General features: G+C 43.3%; 22 protein-coding genes and 1 pseudogene. 8 read left to right on the top strand and 15 right to left on the bottom strand.

The window, feature by feature from the left end; genetic code table 11:
* Window positions 1-25: 25 nt before the first annotated feature.
* From QNM18_RS05940 to QNM18_RS05905, 8 genes and pseudogenes are all read right to left on the bottom strand, one after another.
* A pseudogene (locus tag QNM18_RS05940) lies at window positions 26-681 on the bottom strand (hypothetical protein).
* Window positions 682-803: 122 nt separating this feature from the next.
* Window positions 804-1,841, bottom strand: coding sequence for a GGDEF domain-containing protein (locus QNM18_RS05935; protein ID WP_211009730.1), 1,038 nt, complete (start codon window positions 1,839-1,841; stop codon window positions 804-806).
* A 275-nt stretch (window positions 1,842-2,116) separates the two neighbouring features.
* Window positions 2,117-2,647 (bottom strand): methylated-DNA--[protein]-cysteine S-methyltransferase, encoded by a 531-nt coding sequence (locus tag QNM18_RS05930; protein WP_284136650.1) that lies wholly within the window; start codon window positions 2,645-2,647, stop codon window positions 2,117-2,119.
* A complete protein-coding gene (locus tag QNM18_RS05925; RefSeq protein ID WP_284136649.1) occupies window positions 2,644-4,005 on the bottom strand; it encodes an AlkA N-terminal domain-containing protein in 1,362 nt (453 codons plus the stop codon). The genes QNM18_RS05930 and QNM18_RS05925 overlap by 4 nt, the downstream gene beginning before the upstream one ends.
* Before the next feature lie 151 nt (window positions 4,006-4,156).
* A complete protein-coding gene (locus QNM18_RS05920; protein ID WP_247687280.1) occupies window positions 4,157-5,530 on the bottom strand; it encodes a nicotinate phosphoribosyltransferase in 1,374 nt (457 codons plus the stop codon).
* A gap of 58 nt (window positions 5,531-5,588) precedes the next feature.
* Window positions 5,589-6,650, bottom strand: a complete 1,062-nt coding sequence (locus tag QNM18_RS05915) for a bifunctional nicotinamide-nucleotide adenylyltransferase/Nudix hydroxylase (protein WP_284136648.1) — start codon at window positions 6,648-6,650, stop codon at window positions 5,589-5,591.
* Between the two features lie 116 nt (window positions 6,651-6,766).
* Complete coding sequence (locus QNM18_RS05910; RefSeq protein WP_284136647.1) at window positions 6,767-7,219, bottom strand: hypothetical protein; 453 nt, start codon at window positions 7,217-7,219, stop codon at window positions 6,767-6,769.
* 225 nt (window positions 7,220-7,444) lie between these two features.
* The gene (locus QNM18_RS05905; RefSeq protein WP_284136646.1) at window positions 7,445-7,816 is read right to left on the bottom strand and encodes a hypothetical protein; all 372 of its coding nucleotides are present in this window, start codon (window positions 7,814-7,816) and stop codon (window positions 7,445-7,447) included.
* A 334-nt stretch (window positions 7,817-8,150) separates the two neighbouring features.
* Between QNM18_RS05905 and QNM18_RS05900 the strand changes: the two genes are divergently transcribed.
* The 5 genes from QNM18_RS05900 (at window position 8,151) to QNM18_RS05880 (ending at window position 11,857) form a co-directional block, all read left to right on the top strand.
* Window positions 8,151-9,053: a DMT family transporter gene (locus QNM18_RS05900; protein WP_284136645.1), complete on the top strand. Its 903-nt coding sequence runs from the start codon at window positions 8,151-8,153 to the stop codon at window positions 9,051-9,053.
* Between the two features lie 174 nt (window positions 9,054-9,227).
* Complete coding sequence (locus tag QNM18_RS05895) at window positions 9,228-9,716, top strand: winged helix-turn-helix domain-containing protein (RefSeq protein WP_284136644.1); 489 nt, start codon at window positions 9,228-9,230, stop codon at window positions 9,714-9,716.
* A gap of 276 nt (window positions 9,717-9,992) precedes the next feature.
* Complete coding sequence (locus QNM18_RS05890) at window positions 9,993-10,463, top strand: proteasome subunit alpha (RefSeq protein WP_211009722.1); 471 nt, start codon at window positions 9,993-9,995, stop codon at window positions 10,461-10,463.
* A gap of 70 nt (window positions 10,464-10,533) precedes the next feature.
* A complete protein-coding gene (locus tag QNM18_RS05885) occupies window positions 10,534-11,265 on the top strand; it encodes an SIR2 family NAD-dependent protein deacylase (protein WP_284136643.1) in 732 nt (243 codons plus the stop codon).
* Window positions 11,243-11,857 carry a GNAT family N-acetyltransferase gene (locus QNM18_RS05880; RefSeq protein WP_284136642.1) on the top strand — a complete coding sequence of 205 codons (615 nt, stop codon included), beginning with the start codon at window positions 11,243-11,245 and terminating at the stop codon, window positions 11,855-11,857. Before QNM18_RS05885 ends, QNM18_RS05880 begins: the two co-directional genes overlap by 23 nt.
* On the opposite strand, the gene QNM18_RS05875 is transcribed toward QNM18_RS05880, so the two are convergent.
* Window positions 11,849-12,562, bottom strand: coding sequence for a hypothetical protein (locus QNM18_RS05875; protein ID WP_211009719.1), 714 nt, complete (start codon window positions 12,560-12,562; stop codon window positions 11,849-11,851). The two genes, QNM18_RS05880 and QNM18_RS05875, sit on opposite strands and share 9 nt — an antisense overlap.
* 151 nt (window positions 12,563-12,713) lie before the next feature.
* Here QNM18_RS05875 and QNM18_RS05870 point away from each other — a divergent pair, with 151 nt between their 5' ends.
* Together QNM18_RS05870 and QNM18_RS05865 are read left to right on the top strand one after the other, a co-directional pair.
* Window positions 12,714-12,935 carry a hypothetical protein gene (locus QNM18_RS05870; RefSeq protein ID WP_284136641.1) on the top strand — a complete coding sequence of 74 codons (222 nt, stop codon included), beginning with the start codon at window positions 12,714-12,716 and terminating at the stop codon, window positions 12,933-12,935.
* Window positions 12,936-13,013: 78 nt separating this feature from the next.
* Window positions 13,014-13,424: an ACT domain-containing protein gene (locus tag QNM18_RS05865; protein WP_211009718.1), complete on the top strand. Its 411-nt coding sequence runs from the start codon at window positions 13,014-13,016 to the stop codon at window positions 13,422-13,424.
* Between the two features lie 65 nt (window positions 13,425-13,489).
* On the opposite strand, the gene adhP is transcribed toward QNM18_RS05865, so the two are convergent.
* Window positions 13,490-14,503: an alcohol dehydrogenase AdhP gene (adhP, locus tag QNM18_RS05860; RefSeq protein ID WP_284136640.1), complete on the bottom strand. Its 1,014-nt coding sequence runs from the start codon at window positions 14,501-14,503 to the stop codon at window positions 13,490-13,492.
* 297 nt (window positions 14,504-14,800) lie between these two features.
* Between adhP and QNM18_RS05855 the strand changes: the two genes are divergently transcribed.
* Window positions 14,801-16,195 (top strand): MATE family efflux transporter, encoded by a 1,395-nt coding sequence (locus QNM18_RS05855; protein WP_211009716.1) that lies wholly within the window; start codon window positions 14,801-14,803, stop codon window positions 16,193-16,195.
* An 18-nt stretch (window positions 16,196-16,213) separates the two neighbouring features.
* Here QNM18_RS05855 and QNM18_RS05850 read toward each other — a convergent pair whose 3' ends face one another.
* From QNM18_RS05850 to QNM18_RS05830, 5 genes are all read right to left on the bottom strand, one after another.
* Entirely contained in the window at window positions 16,214-17,689 is a 1,476-nt protein-coding gene (locus QNM18_RS05850) for a sensor histidine kinase (RefSeq protein WP_284136639.1), read from the bottom strand.
* Window positions 17,686-18,417: a response regulator transcription factor gene (locus QNM18_RS05845; protein ID WP_211009714.1), complete on the bottom strand. Its 732-nt coding sequence runs from the start codon at window positions 18,415-18,417 to the stop codon at window positions 17,686-17,688. Before QNM18_RS05845 ends, QNM18_RS05850 begins: the two co-directional genes overlap by 4 nt.
* Window positions 18,418-18,491: 74 nt before the next feature.
* Window positions 18,492-19,274, bottom strand: coding sequence for a spondin domain-containing protein (locus QNM18_RS05840; RefSeq protein ID WP_211009713.1), 783 nt, complete (start codon window positions 19,272-19,274; stop codon window positions 18,492-18,494).
* Window positions 19,275-19,284: 10 nt separating this feature from the next.
* Complete coding sequence (locus QNM18_RS05835) at window positions 19,285-19,986, bottom strand: spondin domain-containing protein (RefSeq protein ID WP_211009712.1); 702 nt, start codon at window positions 19,984-19,986, stop codon at window positions 19,285-19,287.
* 151 nt (window positions 19,987-20,137) lie between these two features.
* Window positions 20,138-21,928, bottom strand: coding sequence for an alpha-keto acid decarboxylase family protein (locus QNM18_RS05830; protein WP_284136638.1), 1,791 nt, complete (start codon window positions 21,926-21,928; stop codon window positions 20,138-20,140).
* Window positions 21,929-21,988: the final 60 nt, after the last annotated feature.

The raw sequence follows: 21,988 nt of genomic DNA, 5'->3' as shown, positions 1-21,988 counted from the left end.
AAAGAGTTAACGATGCTGCTCTTGATCAGCGAAAGTCTTCAGTTTCGAAGTAAAGCTGTTTCAATGTCCCACAATTAACAAACTTATATACTAACTCAGACAATTTAGGGACGCGCTTTGAGGTTCTGAATTTCTGCATGCACGCATTGGTTAAGTCGACAAAAATCAAGTGGTTAAAGCTAGGTGTTTTAGTTATCTTGTGAACAAAAATGCGTTCGGTTTTATTGAGTTCAATGCTGGCGTATTCTTGCCATTGTGAGGCTGCGGACAGATCTTTTAGCTTTCTCGCGTAAAGCTTTTTGCTAAAGACAATCGTTCTGTCACTATACACTTTAAAGCCATCGCGTTTGTAGTGACCTTCGTACACGTCGGCGACAATACTGACTTCTTCACCTCTTTCTAAACGCTGTAAATTAAATGGCTTGGGCTTAATCGTTATGAAGTCTGAATCTCGAACTAGGTTTAAAAATGCAACGTCAGGATTGTCGATCTTATAAACAATTTGAATGTCGCTGGGCAACTTATAAGATGCAAAATTTGTCGCATATATTTTTGAACCGCGGTTCATTAAAACCATGCCATGCTCACTGGGTTGAGTGGAGGTAGCTCTTTTTTTTCTTTTTCGGCAGTGGCCAAAAAGCTGATAGTACAAAAGAGGGTAAACAAAATAATTCTTTTCATAGTGGTTCCTTTGCGCAGCAAGCTTGGTCTGAGTATAGCAACTGGTCGGTTAAGTGCTACGCAATAGCGCTTGGTATTAGATTTTACTTATTTTTCTCTAAATGTATGGCTTAATAAAGCGTTTATGCAGCAACATCTTCAATGCGATTTTGGTTCAAATTGTATAAACACACTCTATCTCGCCCGCGTTGCTTAGCTGCATATAGCGCTTTGTCAGCACAGCTCATCCACTTTGTTTGTGTCAAGCCATTCCCTGTCGCACAGAGTCCGAGACTGACTGTTATAGTGCGGTTATCCAGTAGTGCTGACGTTTTGATGTTTGCCCTGAGCTTTTGTGCTACTTTTTCAGCCGTTTTAAGCTGTGTATTGGGGAGCAGTACTACAAACTCTTCCCCGCCAACACGAAATAGAAGGTCTGACTCTCTGATCTGAGCGCGTATATCTGATACTAAATTAATGAGAACTTCATCGCCTTTGGCGTGTCCATATATATCGTTGATCTGTTTGAAGTGGTCAACATCTATCATGATGAGGGTTGAGTCGTTATGGTAGTGAATTTTGTTGGCCAGTGCATCACTTAAAAACAAGTTGAGTTGGCGTCTATTCAATGCGCCAGTTAATGCATCCTTGCTGGATTCTTCTTTGAGCAAAGTATGCAATGCATCAATTTGCCTTAAGAGTAAGTGCACTGCACATGCTGTCAGTAAAAAGGCAAAGAAAAATCGCAATGAATCTGCAACATCATAATTTAAAAAGACATAGGTAGTAGCTGTGAGTAGCAACAGACTATTGAAGATGATGGATGTTATCAGCGGAAATGAAAAACTTATAATGATACTGACGGGAAAGATCCAGAAAATAGTGCCTGCGCCAAGTGTGAACAAGGTTAAACTCACGCAGCTAATGGCGAGTATAGCGATGATATTTTCATTAATCGGCAGTGCTCTGCCTTTGAGCAGTGCATTGCTATCAGCAAGAAAAGCGCAGATAAAAATTGCAATAAGTAACCCTAAAGCATATTCGCCAATGATGAGGTTTTTAACTGCCAAAGGGGCAAATATCACCATAATGATCAAAGACAAAGCAGGAAAAACTTTGCCCTGACCATCAAAATAGGTGTTTAAACGAAGTGAATATTTAGCGTTATATTTAGCTGGCACGCGACATACTCTCTACCATAAATTATGCACTGTCACAGCTATTAATATATATAATTTATTCGTACTTTAAAGGTTTTTTGTGTTAATTATTTGATAATTCTTTGTGCTTTGATTGATTTAAAATAGGCCTTCTAAGTATTGTGTCTAAAGTTATTGGCCTTTAAACCCCTGACCGATTATTGCGTATTACTATAAAATGGCGATTGAATCTAATGTGTTGATCCTATGAACGGTGGTTTTTGTGCTGATGCTCAATGTTTTTGTCGTGGGTGTTTTTATTGTAAAAATTCAGTTTTCGCTTGGCGCTGAGAAATAAGAGCTGCTAATTCCTGATCACTGGGTTGATTGTCGATTAATCCTTCATGTGCAAGTAGCCATTGCTTTCTAAGTACGCCACCTGCATATCCAGTCATTTTGCCGTTAGCACCAATAACACGATGGCAAGGGACAATTAAAGTAATAGGATTTCGTCCATTTGCTCCGCCAACAGCGCGCACAGCTTTGGGGTTATTGAGATGCTCCGCGAGTTCAAGATAGGACATACTTTGGCCAAAGGGTATCGATATCAGGGCTTGCCAGACTTGCTGTTGAAAAGGCGTACCTTGCCAATCTAAATCGAGATCGAATTGAGTCAATTGCTTAGCGAAATATGCTGACAATTGCTGTTTGCATTCTTTCAAGAGCGCACTACTTTTCACCTCTGTCGTTTGGTCTCCACAAAATATCAGTTGTCGGATCCCAAGATTTGATGCTTTAACTTCAATGAGTCCCAATGGGCTTTGAAAGTAATCGGTAAATAGGTTCATAATTGACTCCATAATTGAAAAGTGAGGTAGCTACGCCATGGTGAGAGTTGCGTTTCAAGGAACTTACGTTGTGTTTTGAGCGCTTTAATCACCCCTAAATCGGAAGCTAAGAAAATATCAGGATCACTTTGCCCACGCATTTTTGCATAGGCCACAGTCCAAGGACCAATCCCCTTTATATCGAGCCACTCGTCTGGTTGTTCAGCGGAGTCTGCAAGGCAACAGTACTCGGCAAATCGGCGTAATGTTTGCCTTCGCGCATTGGGCATTTTTAAAAATTCGAGGTCGCTGTCAGCAGTAGCCTCTGGAGTGGGGAAGTAATACCCGGTATCTTTTGGCTGACCAAGTGTGTGTACTAACTGAGCTACGAGGTTTTTTGCTGCTTGTACGGACACTTGTTGGCCAAGAATAGCGCGTATACCTGCTTCAAATAAACTCCAGATACCAGGTAACCTTAATCCAGGTACTAACTTAAATTCATTTGGCAATGCACGCGTTAAATCATTTTCTATTTGCAAGAGATCCGCATCTAAATCTAATATCCGACGAATATTGTTCACGACAGGTTTCAGTGACTTGAGTTCGTCAATGTCAATTTCGACGTTAAAGCAATGCTTTTCTGGGCTGTGCACTGCGGTAAATTTCCCCTGACTGCCGTGCCACTGAAATGTTCTACCGTAGCTTTGCGGTGTTGTCCACTCCAGTCCTTCAATCAATCTTTTCGCCAAAAACTGCTGCATATGTTGCCAATTGAAGGGGGGCCGATAGTACAGTTCAAGGACAATATTTGAATTTGCTTTCTTTTGTTGTTGTCGCATTTGAGTGGGTGTGAACTGCAATTGGCTTTTAAAGCAATCGTTAAATCGACGAATGCTATCAAAGCCACTTGCCAATGCGACTTCTGTTATAGGTAAACGGGTTTGATGGAGAAGTTTTTTGGCAAATAAACACTGTTGGTACAAGGCGTATTTCTTTGGGGATACACCGAGATATTGGTTGAATAGTTTACGTACATAGCGGTCACTGACACCAAGCCGACAGGCCAATTGGGGCAAGGTACCGTCTTGTAACGCCCCTTGATCAATGAGTGCAATCGCTCTGTCCAGTGTCGCACCAACCCCTTTCCAAGGTGCTGAGCCCGGAGCACTGTCGGGCCTGCAACGCAGGCATGGGCGAAACCCAGCCTGAGCCGCTGACAGCGCACTAACAAAATATTGTACATTTTCTTCTTTTGGCGGATGCACAGGGCAAGTTGTTCGGCAGTATATCCCTGTGGTTTTTACGGCAATAAAAAACTTGCCATCAAATCGGGGATCTCTTGAAAGCCGTGCTTTTTTGCATACTTCTACATCTAACATCAAACTTGTCCTTCTTGGTCTATCTGGGTAATTATACGCAACCGCGCGATGATTACTGGCCAGATCCGGAACTCATTGTTGAAATGTAAGACCTGTGATGTAACGTAATACCATGCGGCGCAGTTAATTTCGCCGCATGTGTTACTTCTGTTTAGCTGATGTTGGCTTTAATTTCATCAAAGCTTTGCTCTATGAGTAATTGGCCGTTCTTAAATACTGTTTTTAATAGGTTTTCTCTGCCACCTAAATCATTTTCACGGACTGTTCTGACGCCCTTCACTGGATCGTTAACTACAGCCAAACGCCCTTTTTTACTGCGCTTGCCATGATCTGTTACAGGGTCCTTAAAGACGTCATGCCAAAGGCCTTTTACTTTGACAGCGCTGGCTTTCATGGCAAATTGCATGGTATCACGATCAAGTTTTTGGAGTAATGCTCCGCCCATGCCAAATGCGATATTTTCCGCACTTTGCTGTTTAGTTTTCATCGCGCTTAGAATCTCTTCGATTGCGTTTTCTGCGATACCATCTCCTTGAATAACTCGCACGCAATCAGGTAACACCCGGTACCCTTTGCTATTTGTGCGGTAGCCAAATTTGTCCATCAGTTTTTCTATTGTGGTGGTGACAACTTCAACAGGTTCACCACTATCTGGTCTAATAACCAATGTACCACCACTATTTTCAACTAGGCTTTTAAGCTCTTCGCCCCAAATGTGATCAATGGCGTGCCATAAGTCATAAGAGTCACTTACTACAGCAACCAGTTTCCCTGGGCCCGAAAACTGCTTTAGCATATTCTCATAAGCTGCTTTTTCACCACTTTTCCCCCACGCGGTGATCGTACTATGCTCAGCGGCAGGAATAGAAAATCCGGGCATTGTAGCTGCGTAATTGCGTCTCGCGGCCATAATTGCACTGAGAGTGTCAGTGCCCATAAAGTTGAGTAAATGCGCAGCACCACCAATTGCAGCAGCTTCTTCAGTCGTCGCACCACGTGCACCAAAATCGTGTAGTTTGAATTCAAGTCCATCGAGGGAGTCGGCAGTTTCTCCAAGGTATCGTTTAATGATGCACTTACAGTGGTACGAGACTGTAGCAACGGTCGTTGGGTACCAAATGGCACGTAGCAATGCGGTTTCAACATAACTGGTTAGCCAAGCACATTTGGGATCGGTATTGATAACTTGCACTAAAGCATTGCTAATTGGTACCACGGATCCTTCAGGTAGCGCTTGTATTTTTATGGGTAAAAAACCTTGGTGTGTATCGACGATATGACGCCAACCCGCTTCATTAAACGGGACACCATGCGCTTCTAAAATTTCTTTGGCTTCATCGACGTCTTGGTGTGTGAGTGGTGTAGTCAAATAACTTTTGATGAACATCTGCAAACCAAAAAACAGCGCTTTATCATATTGTCCCCCGCGAGGTTCGATATAACTTGATACCTGGCTGGTGCCTTCTGGGTATTGTCTGTAATGAGATGCTTTATAACTGTCCGCATTTAGGATGATGTTTGTCATGATGGAGTTCCTCCTATCTAAAATACTCAGTAGGGTCTATCCCTACTGGATTTGGCATTTACATGCCTGTTAATTCTTGAATAATAAAGTAGTGATCTTCGAATAATTTACATGGTTCAAGCTCTGCTAGTGGCACCCACATGGCATGCTTTGCATCGTCAGCGCCTTTGACCTTTGGCAGCGCATTATTTGGTGCCAAGTCAAAATAAAATGCATGGGTGATTGTACGCCCACGCGCCGAACGATGTGGATCGTCGAACACTCTTTGTTGCTTGATTGAACCTTTTAGCACTGGCGCAGGCACTTTTAATTTTGTCTCTTCTCTGAGTTCTCTCAAACAGGCATCAATGAGCTTTTCACTGCCATCAATAAACCCGCCAGGTAGTGCCCATAGCCCTTTTCCTGGGCGAGCTTTACGTTCTATTAGAAGTACATGTCCGCTTTGAACCACAACCGCATCCACAGTAACAAAGGTGGGAGGGTATGGCGCGCTTTGCCACGCTTGGCGATATTTTTCGATGAACTCATGCTCGTTCCGGATCGCATGATAGTCAGCGGTGCACATAAATTTGTCTAACATACCGCGTACGTGAAGAGGCAATTTTTGCGCATCTTCTGAACTTAAAAAGTCTTCGCTTTGTGCTGAAAATAGGCGCTTTCTTAACGGCGTAGCAGAGATAGCTTGATAGTTTTCTACAGGTACAGACTGCCACTGTGGGAACATATTGAGATAATATGAAGACTGATCTTTACTATGACCGATCAGGCCAATAAGTGGTGTTTTATGCGGCACTCTATGCTGTGCAGTGACAATACCCTTAACCGTTGTCTGCACATTGCGCACCCAAGCGTCATCGTTGTAGACGGTATCCATTAGTGGTGCAGTGTGAACTCGGCTATTTTCTTCTGCGGAAAGTGTGCCACGTATCATTAGCTCTCTTTCTGAGCTGGTCCACGGGTTTCTAACGGTTCTTGGTTGGTGGGCTGAGCCACATAATATTATTACTTGTGAAGCGCGCTTTAAACCTTCTTTGACCACACGAAGATGACCTTGGTGAAAAGGTTGAAAACGGCCTATGAATACGAGGAAATCGTATTGTTGCTCGTTACATAATGTCATTGCAGCAAACCCCTTGCTGTTATTTAAAAGCGCTATGCAGGTCTATCCCGCTCACGATAATGTCACCAGATGAATCCCATCTGATGTACCTACAATGGCATATTGTTGGCTAAATATCAAACTTTAATATTGAGAAAGGAGTGTTCTTCGGATATGCCGAGTTTATGTTTAAAGTCATTTAATTGCGTTTGTATTTGCTCGTTACTGAGTTGTTCAGTGCTGTGCTCGGCCAAGGTATCACTCAAAAAAGTGACGACTTGTTTTAAGTTTACCTCTGCTGGCGGTTTCCCCTTATGTTGTCTATCCGGTTCAGGTACTCCGGCTAGCTCACCAACTGCTTTCGCATCAAAGCCAAGTTCAGCCATTTTTACAGACAATGCGTGCGAGGGTTTTATGCCCGCTTCACGGAAGCTATCTACAATGGTTATGGCATCATTTTCGGATAGTGTTTCGGCTTCAAATTGCTGCAAAATATCTGCGACTGTATCCGATTGCTGCTCAGACAGAGTGGAGCTAGCAGGTGTGAATTGCACGTTTTGCTGATTTGAATTGGGGAGTGGAGTGACCATAATGAGTGATCCCATGTAATATTGAAAAACATAGTTTGGATGCTAATTGCGCAAATAATGTGAAAGAGGGTTGGTGTATTTTGTTCGTGTGCAAACAGTGAAATTATTTAGAGTGAAGCAAATCAGTTGATATGTAGATTACGGGATAAAAAATGCTGTTTAGATAAAACTGGTGAGGCAATGTGTATGTGTAGGCCGGTTAGTGAGCGCTTAATCATCTCAATCTCATTTTGTCTGCGGGATATTTGTAGTGCGGCGGTGATCCATATAAATCCGCAAAGCCAAAAATACGGAGACACCTGCAATGGCAGCACAAAGTGCATGATGTAATATTAAGTGGCTGACAATAAAAGTTGGTATATCTTCGATACCATCGATTAGCAATGCTTTTAAAAGCAACGCGATGTAGGCGCTCAGGTGGCCCCACAAGGCGATTTTAAATAAGCGCTTAAATTTTAACCTGTGTGACTTAGATATACCGAGTGATGTAAGTTTAATTACCAAGAGCGACAACGCTGCAATGACAATACTGATCCCACCTAGCCCTAACAGCGAAGATTTGACTAATACAATCACTAAAATAAACGGTAATAACATCTTTGAAAATTACATAATTTAAAGGGGCGCGATGCTACGACAGTTCAGTCAAATTTGTCTATCTGAAATTCTCTGAGCAGTTGTCAATTTTTCTTTGTTATTCGTGTTGACTCAAGCAGTGGAAGGGTACATAGTAGACATTCTACTTTGCAGGATAATAAGAAATTACAATGAACAAGCTAACTAATACATTACTAAATCTATCGTGGCTCCCTGTCACGTGGCTTTGTGTGTAGCGGTTAAGCAACTTCTTCTAACCGCGACGATAAATGCGGTTAGCCCTTCAAAAAGCGTTTCTCCCATTTATCGTCCTTGTCATAAAGGATAAAAAGAAATGCCCGCGCAACTGTCTTATGCTTTTGTCGTATTAATTTGGTCTACTACACCGCTGGCAATTGTCTGGAGTAGTGCTTCTATGGCTCCCACTACCAGCGTACTATTAAGAATGCTGCTGGCTTTAGTGTTAGCTGCTGTGGTGGTGACTTTCAGTAAAATCAGAATGCAATGGACGAAAAAAGCATGGCTCCTTTACACTTATTCTGGTGGCGGGATCTTGGTCGGAATGATGTTTGCGTATTTAGCGTCCCTAACAGTACCCTCAGGGGTGATTTCTTTGGTATTTGGATTAGCGCCAATAATATCGGGCATTCTAGCGCAAAAGCTGCTGGGCGAGGAAAAGTTCACAGCAATCAAAAAGTGTGCGCTTGCTTTGGCTCTGCTTGGCATGGTATTGGTATGTTTTGCACAGTTGCAACAGTTAAACATCGAGCCAATTGGGCTGATATATGTTTTATGTGCAGTTGTTAACTTTAGTCTAAGTGGTGTGTTAGTAAAGCGTGTGAAAATAGCGATCCACCCTATGGCCACAACATATGGGTCTTTGCTTTTTGCCACCCCTGGTTTTGCAATAATTTGGCTCTTAGCAGGCGCGCCTTTTGAGGTGGAAAGCTGGAGCGAGAAATCAATGTGGTCCACTTTTTATCTCGGTATTTTTGGTTCTTTCTTTGGTTTTCTTGCTTACTTTCATATTTTGCAGCATATGAAAGCGAGTACGGTAGCATTAACTACTTTAATTACGCCGGGGTTTGCAATGACTTTAGGGGCACTGATTAACAACGAGGAGATCACGATGTTGTTATTGATAGGCGCCATTACCATTATTCTGAGTCTAGCGCTCTACCAATTTGGTGGGCAGTTAAACAATTGGCTTCGCTTTAAGGCCAAACCAGTTGATTAAAAGTTAATTATGCGCGGTAAAACGGATGTGACCGCGCAGCCGCATTTGCAGTGCAATTTAATGGGCAAATGAATTGAAATTAAAACCATATATAAATAACAGGTTTAATTCATATCCTTTTTTGTGGTAAAAATAGTAACATCGGTGAAAATTATAATTATAAGTTTAGGGACAATGAAACTAGCATTCGACGACTTTCAGTTTGATATTCAAGCACTCACATTATCTAAAGACGGGCGAAAAATTTCGTTAAAAGAAAAACCAGCACAAATACTCGCGTTATTGATCACACAACCGGATAAAATCCACAGCAAAGTTGAAATCCTTGAAGAGGTTTGGCCTGGTCGAACCGTCACAGAACAAGTTGTATTTCAGAATATTGGTCACTTAAGAGCACTATTTGGTGATGAAGCGATCAAAACATTTTCAAAAAAAGGCTATCAGTGGCAATTACCTTGCGATCCTGTGGATGGTAAAGCTCCCGCTGTGCCCGAGTCCTTGGCGCCAGATAGTGCACCGATTTCAGCGGATCCATCCGTAAATACCTTGGGTGAGGATTCTGCGCAAAATACCGCAAATGCCTCAGCGAAGTTGCCTTGGCAGGTAATAGTCCCTGTACTGGTTGCAGCAGCCGCTATAACAGGATACTTCGCACTAACTTAAACTTGTACAAATGAAATAATTCCCGTGGTGTGAGTGTGTATTCAAGTGCAGCATGGTTGAAGGCATATCCAAATAATATGCCTTTGCAAGTTGGCAAGCAAAGCTAAGGTAGCTGCATTAAATCGCAAACAATAAATTGAATATTTGAACTCATGAAAAGAGTTATTGTCAAAATTTAAGCCTAATACCCCTCTTTTAGGGCATACTTGACCTGTTTTTATTGGCGCTTTTAGGTTAGCCTTCCTGCGAGGCTATTTTGACCAAAAGGAGTATTGTTTGACTACGATAGCATATCATCACTCGACACAAATCATTTGTGTTGATAGTTTAACCACAACCTCTCACAGTATCGTGACAGATCAAGCACAGAAGTGCCAACGTGTGTACAATGGCTTTGTTTTTGCGTCTGGCAATTGCACAGAGATATATCATTTGCTGAGCAATTGGCAGAAAAACTGCTTTGAAGCGATCAGTTGCACTTTTTTCTTTATTAATAAGCAAGACCAAGTTTTTTACGGAGAAATACGTCATGGCAAACGGTTTTTAGAACCTTTGCAAGTGAATTGGGCCATAGGCTCTGGTGCTAATTGGGCGATTGCAGCGATGGATTTTGGTAAGAGCGCTTTAGAAGCTGTACAGTATGCGTGTAAAAGGGATAAGTCAACGGGCGGAAAAGTACATACTTTTAGTTTAAGTAATACGGCAAAGTGGTTGTCTCTTGGCGCCGCATTAAAAATACAAGCGTAAAAGGTTTGATTTGTTGGTGCAGAGCGTATCCATCTTTATAGGTTTTTTCATTTAAAATGAGTAGCTTGATATGACAACACTGTATATTACTGGCGCGGGGGTGAGTGCCGAGAGTGGTATTCCTACTTTTCGTGGCGAGGATGGATTTTGGTCAATCGGTAGTCGCAATTATACGCCGCAGCAAATGGCGACACGTGCGATGTATGAGCAAAACCCAGCTGAGTTTTTGAAGTGGTATTATCATAGGTTTGTGACTTATCGCCACCATGGACCAAATGCTGCGCACTATTGGTTGGCTGACAAGCAGCTAATTACTCAAAATATAGATGGTTTGGATGGTAAAGCAGGTAATGAACAATTTATTTCTATCCATGGGCGAATTGATAAAGTCACTCCTTTTCATATTCAAGGTGAGGACGTAGAAGTAGATATGGCCCCTTGGGACGAGGTTGATGAAAACAATTTAACTATGTCACTGCTCGACTTATTCAAAATCTCTAGTAAAGGGCCTGAATTAAACGTTTCACTGAAACCTCTTGTTCTATTATTCGATGAGTTTTACACCGATTTGTACGGTATAGACTGTGCGCAAAAGCGGATGTGGGATGCCAGTAAAATGGTCTTTATGGGCACTTCTTTCAGTGTCAATATTACGCAAATGGCGCTTGATATTGCACGTCAAAAAGGAATACCTATAGAAGTGGTAGACCCCGAACCCACACATATTATGCATGCAAACGTTGAATATTTTGCGATGACGGCAAAAGAGTACATTGACCGTGACAAACGCTCCCAGCTATAAAGGCTTAGCGCAGCTCACTACCAAACGTTTAATACTTAGACAGTGGCAAGGTGCAGATAAACCTATCTTTGCTCAAATGGGTACAGATCCAGATGTGATGCGTTATTTCCCCAATCAGTTGGATAAACGCAGCAGTGATACACTGAGTGATAAAATTTCGAGCCTGATTGCTGAGCGTGGCTATGGTTTTTGGGCTGTGGCATTACAAGATGGTGAGGCGCATCGGCTGGGCTACACGCAGCCTAGTCGGTTTATAGGCTTTGTTGGCTTACACTGGCAAACGACTATAAAGCCAGAACAGCCATTTATGGAAGTTGGGTGGCGTTTACATCGGGATTACTGGGGGCGGGGTTATGCTTTAGAAGCCGCATTAGCTGCGCTAAAATTTGCTTTTAATACCTTACATTTGGATCAAGTTTACGCGTTTACTGCGATACAAAATACGCCATCCCAGCAATTAATGAAACGCTTAGGCATGCATAATACTGGCCGTGATTTTGCTCACCCTGACTTACCCAGTGGACACGCTTTGCAAACGCACTGCTTGTACCGGATCTCCTGCGAAGAGTTCAGTGCACAATCATCAATGTAAGTGATATAACGTGCTGACGTCGATCTGATAGTAACTGGCGATAATCAGTAAAACTTGACTGTCTTGTGAAAGCGCAATGTTTCTTTTTACTAAGCTGGCTTTAACATGGCTTAAGTTTGCATTTTGAGGGACAAAGTTATCTGTTTGTTCGGCTTCGATTAAAGCAAACAGTGCCGTCAGTTCATGCTCGGGTAGCTTATGGTCTTCAAGGTTGTATATAAAGTAACATTCCAAAGGTGTTAAGCCGTGCTGGTTACGTATTCTCAGCGCTTTAGCGAGCGATTCGTTGCGCTCAAACAGCAGCAATGAGCGAATAAAGTTAAAGGGTGGGGGAGATTGCTCTTCGTTGGCAAATAATGCATGTAAAAACGTATTACCTTGATGATTTGTGTGTGTGAAGGCATCTGATGCTTGCAGTGCAGGCATAAAGAAATTGATCCTATCACTATTATTTAGGCCAGCAATAATCCCCGTGGGCAGTCCATGTGCAGCGATACATTGTGCGGCGATATTTTGGTAATTGGCATAACTACTTACTTGTGATTCACCGGTTTCAAAACAAAATTTGAGTTGCGCAGCTCGCCCAGTTTCATTTTGCTGGCGGTACGCAGACAATATTTTAGCTAAGTCTTTGCTACGGATCGCTAGAATGAGCTCTGCAATGGCTTGTTCATTCGGATTGTTATTGTTTTGTTCCTGTGCCATTGACCTACCCTTATTAGATATCTGCTTTATATATATCATAAACTTACTCTTGGAGCCGTGCTATAGAAAATTCTCTCAAATTCAGTGATGCTTGAAATGTGAATGAAGCGACCTTATAGCATAGAAACAATGTAAGGATAGAGGGGCAAGCATGAATTGGGTCTATATGTGTGCGTTCATAGCTGGTGCAATTGTATTGCTCATATTGATGTATCGCATGGTTGTCTGGGCTAAAAAAATGCCCAAAGGCGCATTTTTATTTATGGCACTCATGCCATTAATCGCATTATTTCCAATCCCACCGCCGCAGTTTAAAAATATTGCTAAGGCGAAACAAGAACAACGTAAAAAACAACGTTCAGAAGAAGATTAATAGCATCAGTGACAATAGTGTTTGCCAAGATGAATTAAAATTCAAAAACAGTAATTTATACAAAAAGAGGGACTAGTCATGTCTGGGGAAACAAATTTAGCGGTATTGCTCGCTAGTATGGAACCTTTACTGTCGGCAGAATTATATGTTTATGCGGTAGTGTCGGAGCAGCAGTTAACTAGCTTAACACTGAATAACATCTTTGGTCTGGTTCGTGAGCAAGAAGGCATCACAGTGATTACTAGTTTGGCGTATGCACAAGAACGCGGTTTAACCTATCAGGGAGATTATCGCTGCATAACTCTCAACGTGCACTCGAGTTTAGAGGCAGTAGGTTTAACCGCTGCTTTTGCAACGGCACTGGGAGAAGACAATATCAGTGCCAATGTTGTGGCTGGGTATTATCACGACCATATATTTGTTCAAAATAACTGTGCAGACAAAGCATTATGTTGCTTACAACAACTGTCTAAAAAACATCAAGCGTAAATATTTATAAAGCTAAAAAAGGCTGCCAGTGCAGCCTAACAAGTTGGGATGAGGGAGTGTTTAAATCAGTCCATAGTTAACACAATGCGGCCTTGGATATCATTGTCTTGCATTTGTGCGAACACCTGGTTGATATTGGCCAGAGGCTGCGTCGTCACGATGGCTCGTACCTTACCTGCGGCTGCAAATTCTAAGCATTCAATCAAATCTTGACGGGTTCCTACTATACTGCCTATGACACTAATTCCCTTTAACACAGTGTCAAATATCGGGATCGGCAAGGCATCATTTGGCAAGCCCACTAAAACACATTTACCACCACGTTTCACACTTTGATAAGCACTGTCAAAGGCTGCTTTGGATGTGGCTGTGCAAATAACAGCTTGCACACCGCCGAATTGCGACTGGATATGCTGCGCTGGATCTAAAGTCTGATAGTCAATGCAGTGATCAGCGCCTAGCTCTTTGGCCAGTGCAAGTTTACTATCACCACTGTCTACCGCGATCACATTTAGGCCCATGGCTTTTGCGTACTGAATTGCAAGATGGCCAAGACCTCCCACACCAACAATAGACACCCACTGTCCAGGCTTTGCCTCGCTCACTTTGAGCGCCTTATAGGTCGTGACCCCCGCGCAAAATAGGGGTGCAGTCTCTACGAAGCCTAAATTATCGGGAATTTTAACCACATAATTGGCATCGGCTAAGCAATACTCAGCGTAGCCGCCATCTACCGAGTAACCACTATTTTGTTGACTGGGGCACAGGTTCTCATCGCCTTGAAGGCAGTGTTCACAGTGACCACATGCAGAGTGAAGCCAAGGGATCCCGACCTTATCTCCGATAGATAAATGGACGACATTATCCGCTTTACTTACTATAGTGCCGACGCCCTCGTGACCAGGAATGAGTGGCATTTTCGGTTTTACTGGCCAGTCACCATGGCACGCATGTAGATCGGTGTGACACACACCACATGCTGCTATTTTCACTAAAACAGTACCGGGTTTCACATTAGGCTGTGCGACAGTCTCAACGCACAGCGGTGCTTTAAATTCATGGGCAACAGCTGCTTTCATTGTCAATCCTTGTTGTCGTGGAGGTTATTGATTGTGTTTAAAAGCCAGTGTAGCGGGTTATTTGCTGGTGCAATTGATCGGGCGCAATAAACCGCTGTATAATCGAATCTCAAACTAGCGGCACCCTTTTCTTAACCGCTCGTTCAATAATATTAATAATAGCGCCACCATGGCAGTATCACTGGATCATCAACTGAACAAAATCACATTGACTTCGTCATAGATTAAAGGCGTGATTTGTCATATGACAATATCATGTCTTCAGCATATGGATGCGCCAGTGAAATAGGGATAAAAATGAAAGATTTAACGCAAGGGCCTATTTATAAACACCTGATTTTTATGAGCATACCAATTATGATTGGTATGTTTGTACAAACCCTCTACTTTTTGGTTGATTTATATTTTATTGGTCAATTAGGTGATGTGGCGTTAGCTGGGGTGAGCAGTGCAGGGACTTTGTTTTTCTTTGTGATGGCATTGACTCAGGTGCTCAATGTCGGTGTGGGCACGTTGGTTTCTCATGCTGTCGGAAGAAAAGACCCGCAAAAAGCTAATCTTATATTTAACCAAGGCCTGTGTATAAGCATCTTTTGTATGCTCATACTGGCCATGGTTGGTGTGAGCGCTGGACCTGTATTTTTTTCCAATATGGCCCCGGATAAGGCAACATTTGAGGCTGGGATCAGTTACTTTTATTGGTTTTTGCCGACCCTGTTGCTGCAATTTCCAATGACAGTTATTGTTGCTGCGCTGCGTGGTGCGGGAGTGGTAAAGCAGCCTATGATGATCAGCATGCTCGCGGTCGTTATTAATATCGTGTTGTCTCCGATGCTTATTACTGGTTGGGGATTCGGTATTGAGATGGGCGTTGCGGGCGCAGCTTTGGCGAGTTCACTGGCTACCACGCTTGGATTGCTGGCATTGTGCTGGTATTTTCATTTTAAAGAAAGTTACTTGCACTTTTCTATCCGCAAATGCATGCCAAAAGTAGCTGAGATAAAAGGCATTATTGGACTTGGGTTGCCCGCAGGTGGAGAGTTTTTGTTGTCGTTTGCTTATATGTCGATCATCTATTGGGTGCTTAGAGAATTTGATGCCTCAGCACAAGCTGGTTTTGGCGTCGGTGTGCGTGTAATGCAAGCTTTGTTTTTACCTGTGATGGCGGTCGCGTTTGCAGCACCAGCTGTTGCTGGCCAAAACTTTGCGGCAGGAAATACGCACCGAGTTTATCAAACCTACCATCAGACCGCGTTGCTGACCTGTGGATGTATGCTGGTTTTAAACGTGATATGTTTGTTTTACGCAGAACATTTCTTGGCTCCATTTTCAAATGATCAGAGTGTAATTCTCGTAGCAACGATATTTTTAAGTTATGTATGCTTCAATTTTATACCTGCTGGATATGTATTTGCAGCATCAGGTATGTTCCAAGCTTTAGGGAATACTTGGCCTGCTTTGATAAGCACAGCAACCAGACTGGGGTTGTTTGCATTACCGGTGATTTGGTTATCAATGCAGCCAGGCTTTAATATGGAAGTGATTTGGGTATTTTCTGTGGCAACTGTGTATGTACAAGCTTTGGTGAGTTTTATTTTGCTAAGAAAAGAGTTACGTAAAAAGTTGTCTGGCATTTCGGCTCGAACAGAGGCAGACCTTGAAGGCGAATCGCAACAACCAAGCAATGCTTGATTGTTGCGCCGGTAGGTCTTATTGCGAAGTGTCGGCACTTCTTATTTGAAATACAAACTCACTGCCTTGACCTAGTCGGCTGTTGACTTTGATTTCGGACTTGATTAACTCAATCAGCCTTGCGGTAATGGCCAGCCCTAATCCTGCATGAGATTTCTTGCATCCTCGGGTATTACTTGCTTGATACCTCGCCTCGAAAATATAGGGCAATTCTTTGGGGCTGATCCCTACACCTGTATCTTGCACCGCAATGCTATATGATTTATCTGTGGCGCAAATAGAGATGCAAATATTGCCTTTGGCTGGCGTATGGCGCAACGCGTTTTCTATCAAGTTGCTGAGAATGCGTTCAAGTTTTGCGATATCTGAGTACACAGTAAAATCGCAATTGGCAGGGTACACGCTCAATGAAATATCCGCTTTTTGTGCTTTTAATGCAAACTTAGCCAATATGTCGTAGATCAGTTCCCCTAAATTAAACACTTCAAAGCTGACATTGGACTGTCCTGACTCTAAATGAGCGAGTTCAAATATTTGATCGATTAAACTTTTTAGTTGGTTGCAGTTTTTTAGCGCGATAGCGAGGTACTCCTGTTCGTTAATTCCTTTGGGCGGCTGCTTTTCAATAAGCTCTAAATAGCCTTGCAATGACGCAAGAGGGGTGCGCAAATCGTGCGACAGGTGAGCCAGTAATTTTCGGCGTTGCTCGTCAATGGCTGTTAATTGAGACATTTGCTGGTTAATCGTCTCTAGCATACTGTTGACGCTTTGGCCGACTAGGTGGATCTCATTGTGTTTTGACGGCCAATTAATTTTATCGACGGACTGAATGTCGAAGTCGTTTTGCTCTACCGTTTGAATAAATTGGCTAAGTCGTTTTAAAGGCCGGGTCATAGTACGAAATAGCAATAATAAAATCGCAAATAGAAATACTGCCATGGCAATTAACCAAGCCGTACTTTGCGCCAGTTGTTCAGAGCTTTTAATTTGCGCACTGATGGAGTCTGCAATAGAAGAGCCTATTATCACATAGAGGTAGCCCTGCAATGTGTCTCCGTTATACACAGGTGACACGGAGAATATTTTGTTTTGCTCTACTGAGCGAGGATCTTCTCCATAGACGGGCAGTTTATCTGGTTCATTGATCAGTTGAATAAGAGGTCTTAAATCAATCGATTGCCTTTTTACTTCACCGGATTTTGCAGAGTAGGTGAGGAGTTTGCCACTCGGATCTACAAAATAAAATTCAAATGCGGGCCCCAACACCATGAGAGTGTGAAATAAGTTTTCCAGCGCTTTGTAATCGTATACCCCTTGTTTGAGCAGTGGGTTGTCTTGTGCTAGATGCTCTGCCAATCCTAAATGCAACTGTTGCTCTGCTTGAGAGCGTGAAATAGAAGACAGGTTTTGTGTCCAAAATACAAACGCAGATGCGGTGAGCATAAATACGCCGGTGATGGTCAAAGCGAGCCTGTGATAAAGTGAAAAGGTCATAACCGTTCCTGCTGCAAAGGCTTGGAATTAAGCTTATATCCAACTCCCCAAACGGTTTCGATGATCGCTTGGTCAGTGAGCTTCTCAAGTTTGGTTCGAATACGATTTATGTGAGAGTTTACAGTATGTTCGTAACCTAAGTGATCATAGCCCCAGACTGATTCTAGTAACTGTGCGCGAGAGAAAACTTGATTTGGGTGTTTGGCAAAAAATAGCATTAGCTCAAATTCGGTCGCCGTTAGGTCTAATTGCTTCTGGTGCAATGATACCTCGTGACAGTGCGGGTCCACTTGTAAATCTCCGAGTGTGATAGGTACCGATTTACTAGAAGGTACGTCATTGCACTGTTGCGCTTCCAATAATTTGATATGCCTAAGTTGCGCTTTAATACGGGCTTGAAACTCTCGATAACTACAGGGTTTACAGATGTAGTCATCTGCGCCCATTTCTAAGCCTATGACACGATCCATTTCGCTACTTTTAGAAGTCAGCATAACAACGCTGACTTTTGGATGTAGCGTTTTAATTTCGCGGCATAAAGTTAACCCATCGACTTGTGGCAGCATGATATCTAATAACACAATCGCGTAACTTTGATTAGATAGCTGAGACATAACACCTTCTCCGGTTGCAAGGTGATCAACTTCAAGGTCAAGTTCGTTCAAATGAACTTGAAGTAAACGAGCAATGTCTAAATCGTCTTCGACAATAAGCACACGTTGATGCATAGACTAACCTCCTGCTTGTATAAAATCACAAGCAAACTCGCCCCGACTACTCGAGTACCGGGGCGAGTAGGAGGCTACTTCATTCTCATTATGGTTACTGACATCAGTGGGTTGTCAAACTTGTGGGCACTTGTTAACACAGAGTTAGTAAGGCCATCGTCTTGACCGACAACACCAGGGTGCATAGCAACCTTGTTCAGTGCTTCTCGTTCGGCATTAAACCCTTCACCACCATCGGCAGGTCCTGGTATTGTGCCACTGACCTCTGAATTAGCTTCAGTGCCAGCGTCATACGCATAGGTGACTAACGAAAGTTCTTCACCTACAGCCATAGAAGACACATCTAGGGCATTAAGACCGGTAAAACCGTCATTTGTATTCACCATCATGGTAAATAATGACAATTTTTGTTCATCAAGCGATGATTGGCTAAGCATTAACTCTGCTTTTGCTCCCGGTAGTAAAACCCCTTCTCCTGATACTTTACCTTGCACCACTCCTAAGGCTAGAAGGTCACTGTTGTCACCACTTTCTGCCATCTTCTCAAGTGCTTCACTGGCTGGTTGGCCAATTTCCCAAAGCTGCCCTTCTTTGTGTAGTACCACTCCAACAGGTGATAAAGGTTGGGCATAGGTCATATTTGTGACTGTTACTTTTAACATAGCCTCGCTAGGTTCTGGGTCCGGTGTTGGGTCCGGAGTCGGATCCGGTGTTGGATCAGGCGTTGGGTCTGGTGTTGGATCCGGAGTTGGTGCCGGTGCAGGTGTCTCTACAATAGGGGTCGGATCATCGTCATTATCGCTACACGCCACTAAAGTAAGGCAAGCAATAGGAATAAGTATGTTAGACAGTTTCATAGTGGTCACCTTATTTAACAGTGATAGTTACTTTAGCAACCGGGTTTAACCAGCGGTGAACTGTATTGTGTAAATCACTTTTACCGCCTGAAGCATCATCATCACCTAGGTTACCGCGGTGAATGTGGATCATCTCATTTGCTTCGTCTTCGGTTACGCCAGTGCCTAGAGTGCCTGGCGCAGCACCAGGTGATGCAGGAATACCAAGTACACCTGGTGCGCCTGAGCCATCTACCACAAGTTCATTGTTTGCTTCGGTGCCCGCATCATAAGCATTTAGATACACATGATAGGTGCCAGCTTCAGAGGGGATCTGCCAGCTATTCAGACCGATAAAACCGTCATTAGTGGGTAGCATCATAGCGACGATAGACAATTTGTCATTGCCATCACTGGTTTCAAGGTCCGCCATTGTGCTGGTCACAGGGGCAAGTAGGCCTTCAGCAGGGTTGCTGACCGTGTTTGCATTGATACCGGTTAAGATGGTGTTGAGGCCATCTAAGCTACCACCTTCGGCCATCGCCTGAAGTGCTTCGGAAGCCTTTTCCCCAGTTTTAAACAGCATGGCATCGCCAGTATGTGCACTAATAAGTATCGGGGTGAAGTATATCCCTTGAGTTAGGTTTGTAACCTTAACTTCAAGAGAAGCTGCATGTGCTGCGCCTGAGCTAAGAAGTGTGCCTGCGATGAGTGATAGAATACGTGTTTTCATAATTGGCTCTTGTTGATTGTAATTGACATCAATAAGCATGCAGGGCAATTATCGCGAAAGCCTCTCCTAATTATCACAAATTTATCACAGCAAGATCATTTTTTAATATTGAGTGAAAAAGGCAGAACCAGCCCGCAGGCTGGTTTAGGGATTAAAACTTATTGGCTGGTGGCCATTGCGGGTTACTGATTTCATCTTCACCGACCGCAGTTGGCGCTTCAGCGGTAATGGTTGAGGGCGTATCTTCTTTTGGAATGCACACTTCAACAACATAGTTGATCATGTCGTTTTGGCGGATCTCTTCCAGCGCCCCTAAAAGTTGCTCGACACTGGTTACTTTAATACCTTTGCCGCCAAATGCGTCGGGCAATTTGGCAATTTGCCAAGAGGGTAGATCATTATAGCTATATACTTGATTGAGAAGTTTGTCCTGATAATCCACAGGGGGCTTGCGAAAGGGGTTGGGGTTTACCAAGTATTGTTCAATACCGTAAATGCCATTTGCCAATACAAAAACCACGGTATTTTGCCCGTAAGCATGTTGATCGGCTACCGCTTGGCAAGTTTCGTGAAATGCCCCGTCGCCGACAACAACAATTGAGCGCTTATCTGGGTACGCACATTTTACCCCAGTGCCCGCAGGCACAGAGTAACCGATTGAGAGCCAAGCTGCTTGTGCCACAAAACCGCCACGAGCAGGGACTTTAACACGTTGAGCACCAATCAGAGGGAACCCTGCGTCGACAATTAGCACGTCATCTTCAGCCAGCCAACTGCTAATGGCTGCGAAGAAACTGTCATAACCGAGTTGATTATCGGTATTTGGAAAGCTGCAAACAGGGTTTGGTTTACGCAGTCCAGCTAGCTGTGCGGGGGCATGCTTTGCCAATACTTCAAATGCTTCGGTTAGATAGAGCAAGTAATCTTTGAGCATGACGGATGGATAAAAATCGGCGCCCACATAAACACCTTTATGTGCGGATAGTACGGTATTGCTACTGCGGATATCTTGGTTCCCGGTATCTTTGCCTGTTGTCCATGCGCCTAATCCAACGAGGACGCCATCTTCACCAACGAGATCTTGTACTTCTGATGGTGTAAGTGTTACACACCCTTCAAACCACGGATGTGTTTCCGCGATAACTGATTTGCTAAGTGCAGAGGTTACGAAGTGGATTTGACCATCAGGCATTGTATGGTGACGGTTAATGACCTCTAGCAAGTTTAAAAACTCATCTTGCAGGCCAAAACGTTGCAATTCGATCCCTGCCCAAAATATGCTTTTTGGTTTTGAAAGCATAAGTTTCAAGGTTGCCTCAGCCGCTTGTTTGGCACAGCTGACGGTGAGGGTATCGTTTTGCCGCTCTCTTATCCGTCCTTGTGGCCTTTGACACGGACTACGCCAAATATCTTCAGTCACTTCAAAGTAAATAGGGCGTTGTTCACTCAGTAAGGCGGTCAAAGCTGAATCAATTTGATATGGAGCTTGAAGCGCGTTATTGACTCGCTCAGCAGCTACAGTAACTGGGCGAAACATATGAATATCGACAAATTCGTAGCCAGTAGTATGGGAATACAGCAAACCAGCACATTTTGATATCTGGTCTTCTTTATTAGTGGGAGCACCATTGATTAGTATAACAGGTACCTGTTCGACATAGGAGCCAGCTATGGTATTGAGTAAGCTAAATGCCCCCACACTGTATGTCACATATAGTGCACTTGGTCCCTTTAATCGCGCATAAGCATCTGCTGCAAAACCCGCACAGATCTCATTCGCATTGCCTTTAATCGTGATAGGTGATTGGCTATCGGCTAGGATCGTATCTAGCAAACCTGCTGTGTAATTACCAGCGACACCAAACATATGGTCGACGCCGATCTCTTCTAGCCTATCTTTAAAGTAGTCGGCAACCGTGTATTCTTTAAAATTTGTACTCATAAATCTTTCTCTGTTGAGTTCACAAAAAGCGGTTTAGCATGTCGCCCAACCGCCACTTTA

Source organism: Pseudoalteromonas obscura (genome assembly GCF_030135505.1).
In the GTDB taxonomy this organism is placed as follows: domain Bacteria; phylum Pseudomonadota; class Gammaproteobacteria; order Enterobacterales; family Alteromonadaceae; genus Pseudoalteromonas; species Pseudoalteromonas obscura.
The sequence above is the reverse complement of the archived record's forward strand: the minus strand, read 5'-3'. Positions and strand labels throughout refer to the sequence as shown.

Bases quoted from the DNA above. Each gene is read 5' to 3' on its own strand.
- QNM18_RS05930 (WP_284136650.1), bottom strand. From the start codon at position 2,647: ATGAACCTATTTACCGATTACTTTCAAAGCCCATTGGGACTCATTGAA.
- QNM18_RS05925 (WP_284136649.1), bottom strand. From the start codon at position 4,005: ATGTTAGATGTAGAAGTATGCAAAAAAGCACGGCTTTCAAGAGATCCC.
- QNM18_RS05920 (WP_247687280.1), bottom strand. From the start codon at position 5,530: ATGACAAACATCATCCTAAATGCGGACAGTTATAAAGCATCTCATTAC.
- QNM18_RS05915 (WP_284136648.1), bottom strand. From the start codon at position 6,650: ATGACATTATGTAACGAGCAACAATACGATTTCCTCGTATTCATAGGC.
- QNM18_RS05910 (WP_284136647.1), bottom strand. From the start codon at position 7,219: ATGGTCACTCCACTCCCCAATTCAAATCAGCAAAACGTGCAATTCACA.
- QNM18_RS05905 (WP_284136646.1), bottom strand. From the start codon at position 7,816: ATGTTATTACCGTTTATTTTAGTGATTGTATTAGTCAAATCTTCGCTG.
- QNM18_RS05900 (WP_284136645.1), top strand. From the start codon at position 8,151: ATGCCCGCGCAACTGTCTTATGCTTTTGTCGTATTAATTTGGTCTACT.
- QNM18_RS05895 (WP_284136644.1), top strand. From the start codon at position 9,228: ATGAAACTAGCATTCGACGACTTTCAGTTTGATATTCAAGCACTCACA.
- QNM18_RS05885 (WP_284136643.1), top strand. From the start codon at position 10,534: ATGACAACACTGTATATTACTGGCGCGGGGGTGAGTGCCGAGAGTGGT.
- QNM18_RS05875 (WP_211009719.1), bottom strand. From the start codon at position 12,562: ATGGCACAGGAACAAAACAATAACAATCCGAATGAACAAGCCATTGCA.
- QNM18_RS05870 (WP_284136641.1), top strand. From the start codon at position 12,714: ATGAATTGGGTCTATATGTGTGCGTTCATAGCTGGTGCAATTGTATTG.
- QNM18_RS05865 (WP_211009718.1), top strand. From the start codon at position 13,014: ATGTCTGGGGAAACAAATTTAGCGGTATTGCTCGCTAGTATGGAACCT.
- adhP (WP_284136640.1), bottom strand. From the start codon at position 14,503: ATGAAAGCAGCTGTTGCCCATGAATTTAAAGCACCGCTGTGCGTTGAG.
- QNM18_RS05855 (WP_211009716.1), top strand. From the start codon at position 14,801: ATGAAAGATTTAACGCAAGGGCCTATTTATAAACACCTGATTTTTATG.
- QNM18_RS05850 (WP_284136639.1), bottom strand. From the start codon at position 17,689: ATGACCTTTTCACTTTATCACAGGCTCGCTTTGACCATCACCGGCGTA.
- QNM18_RS05845 (WP_211009714.1), bottom strand. From the start codon at position 18,417: ATGCATCAACGTGTGCTTATTGTCGAAGACGATTTAGACATTGCTCGT.
- QNM18_RS05840 (WP_211009713.1), bottom strand. From the start codon at position 19,274: ATGAAACTGTCTAACATACTTATTCCTATTGCTTGCCTTACTTTAGTG.
- QNM18_RS05835 (WP_211009712.1), bottom strand. From the start codon at position 19,986: ATGAAAACACGTATTCTATCACTCATCGCAGGCACACTTCTTAGCTCA.
- QNM18_RS05830 (WP_284136638.1), bottom strand. From the start codon at position 21,928: ATGAGTACAAATTTTAAAGAATACACGGTTGCCGACTACTTTAAAGAT.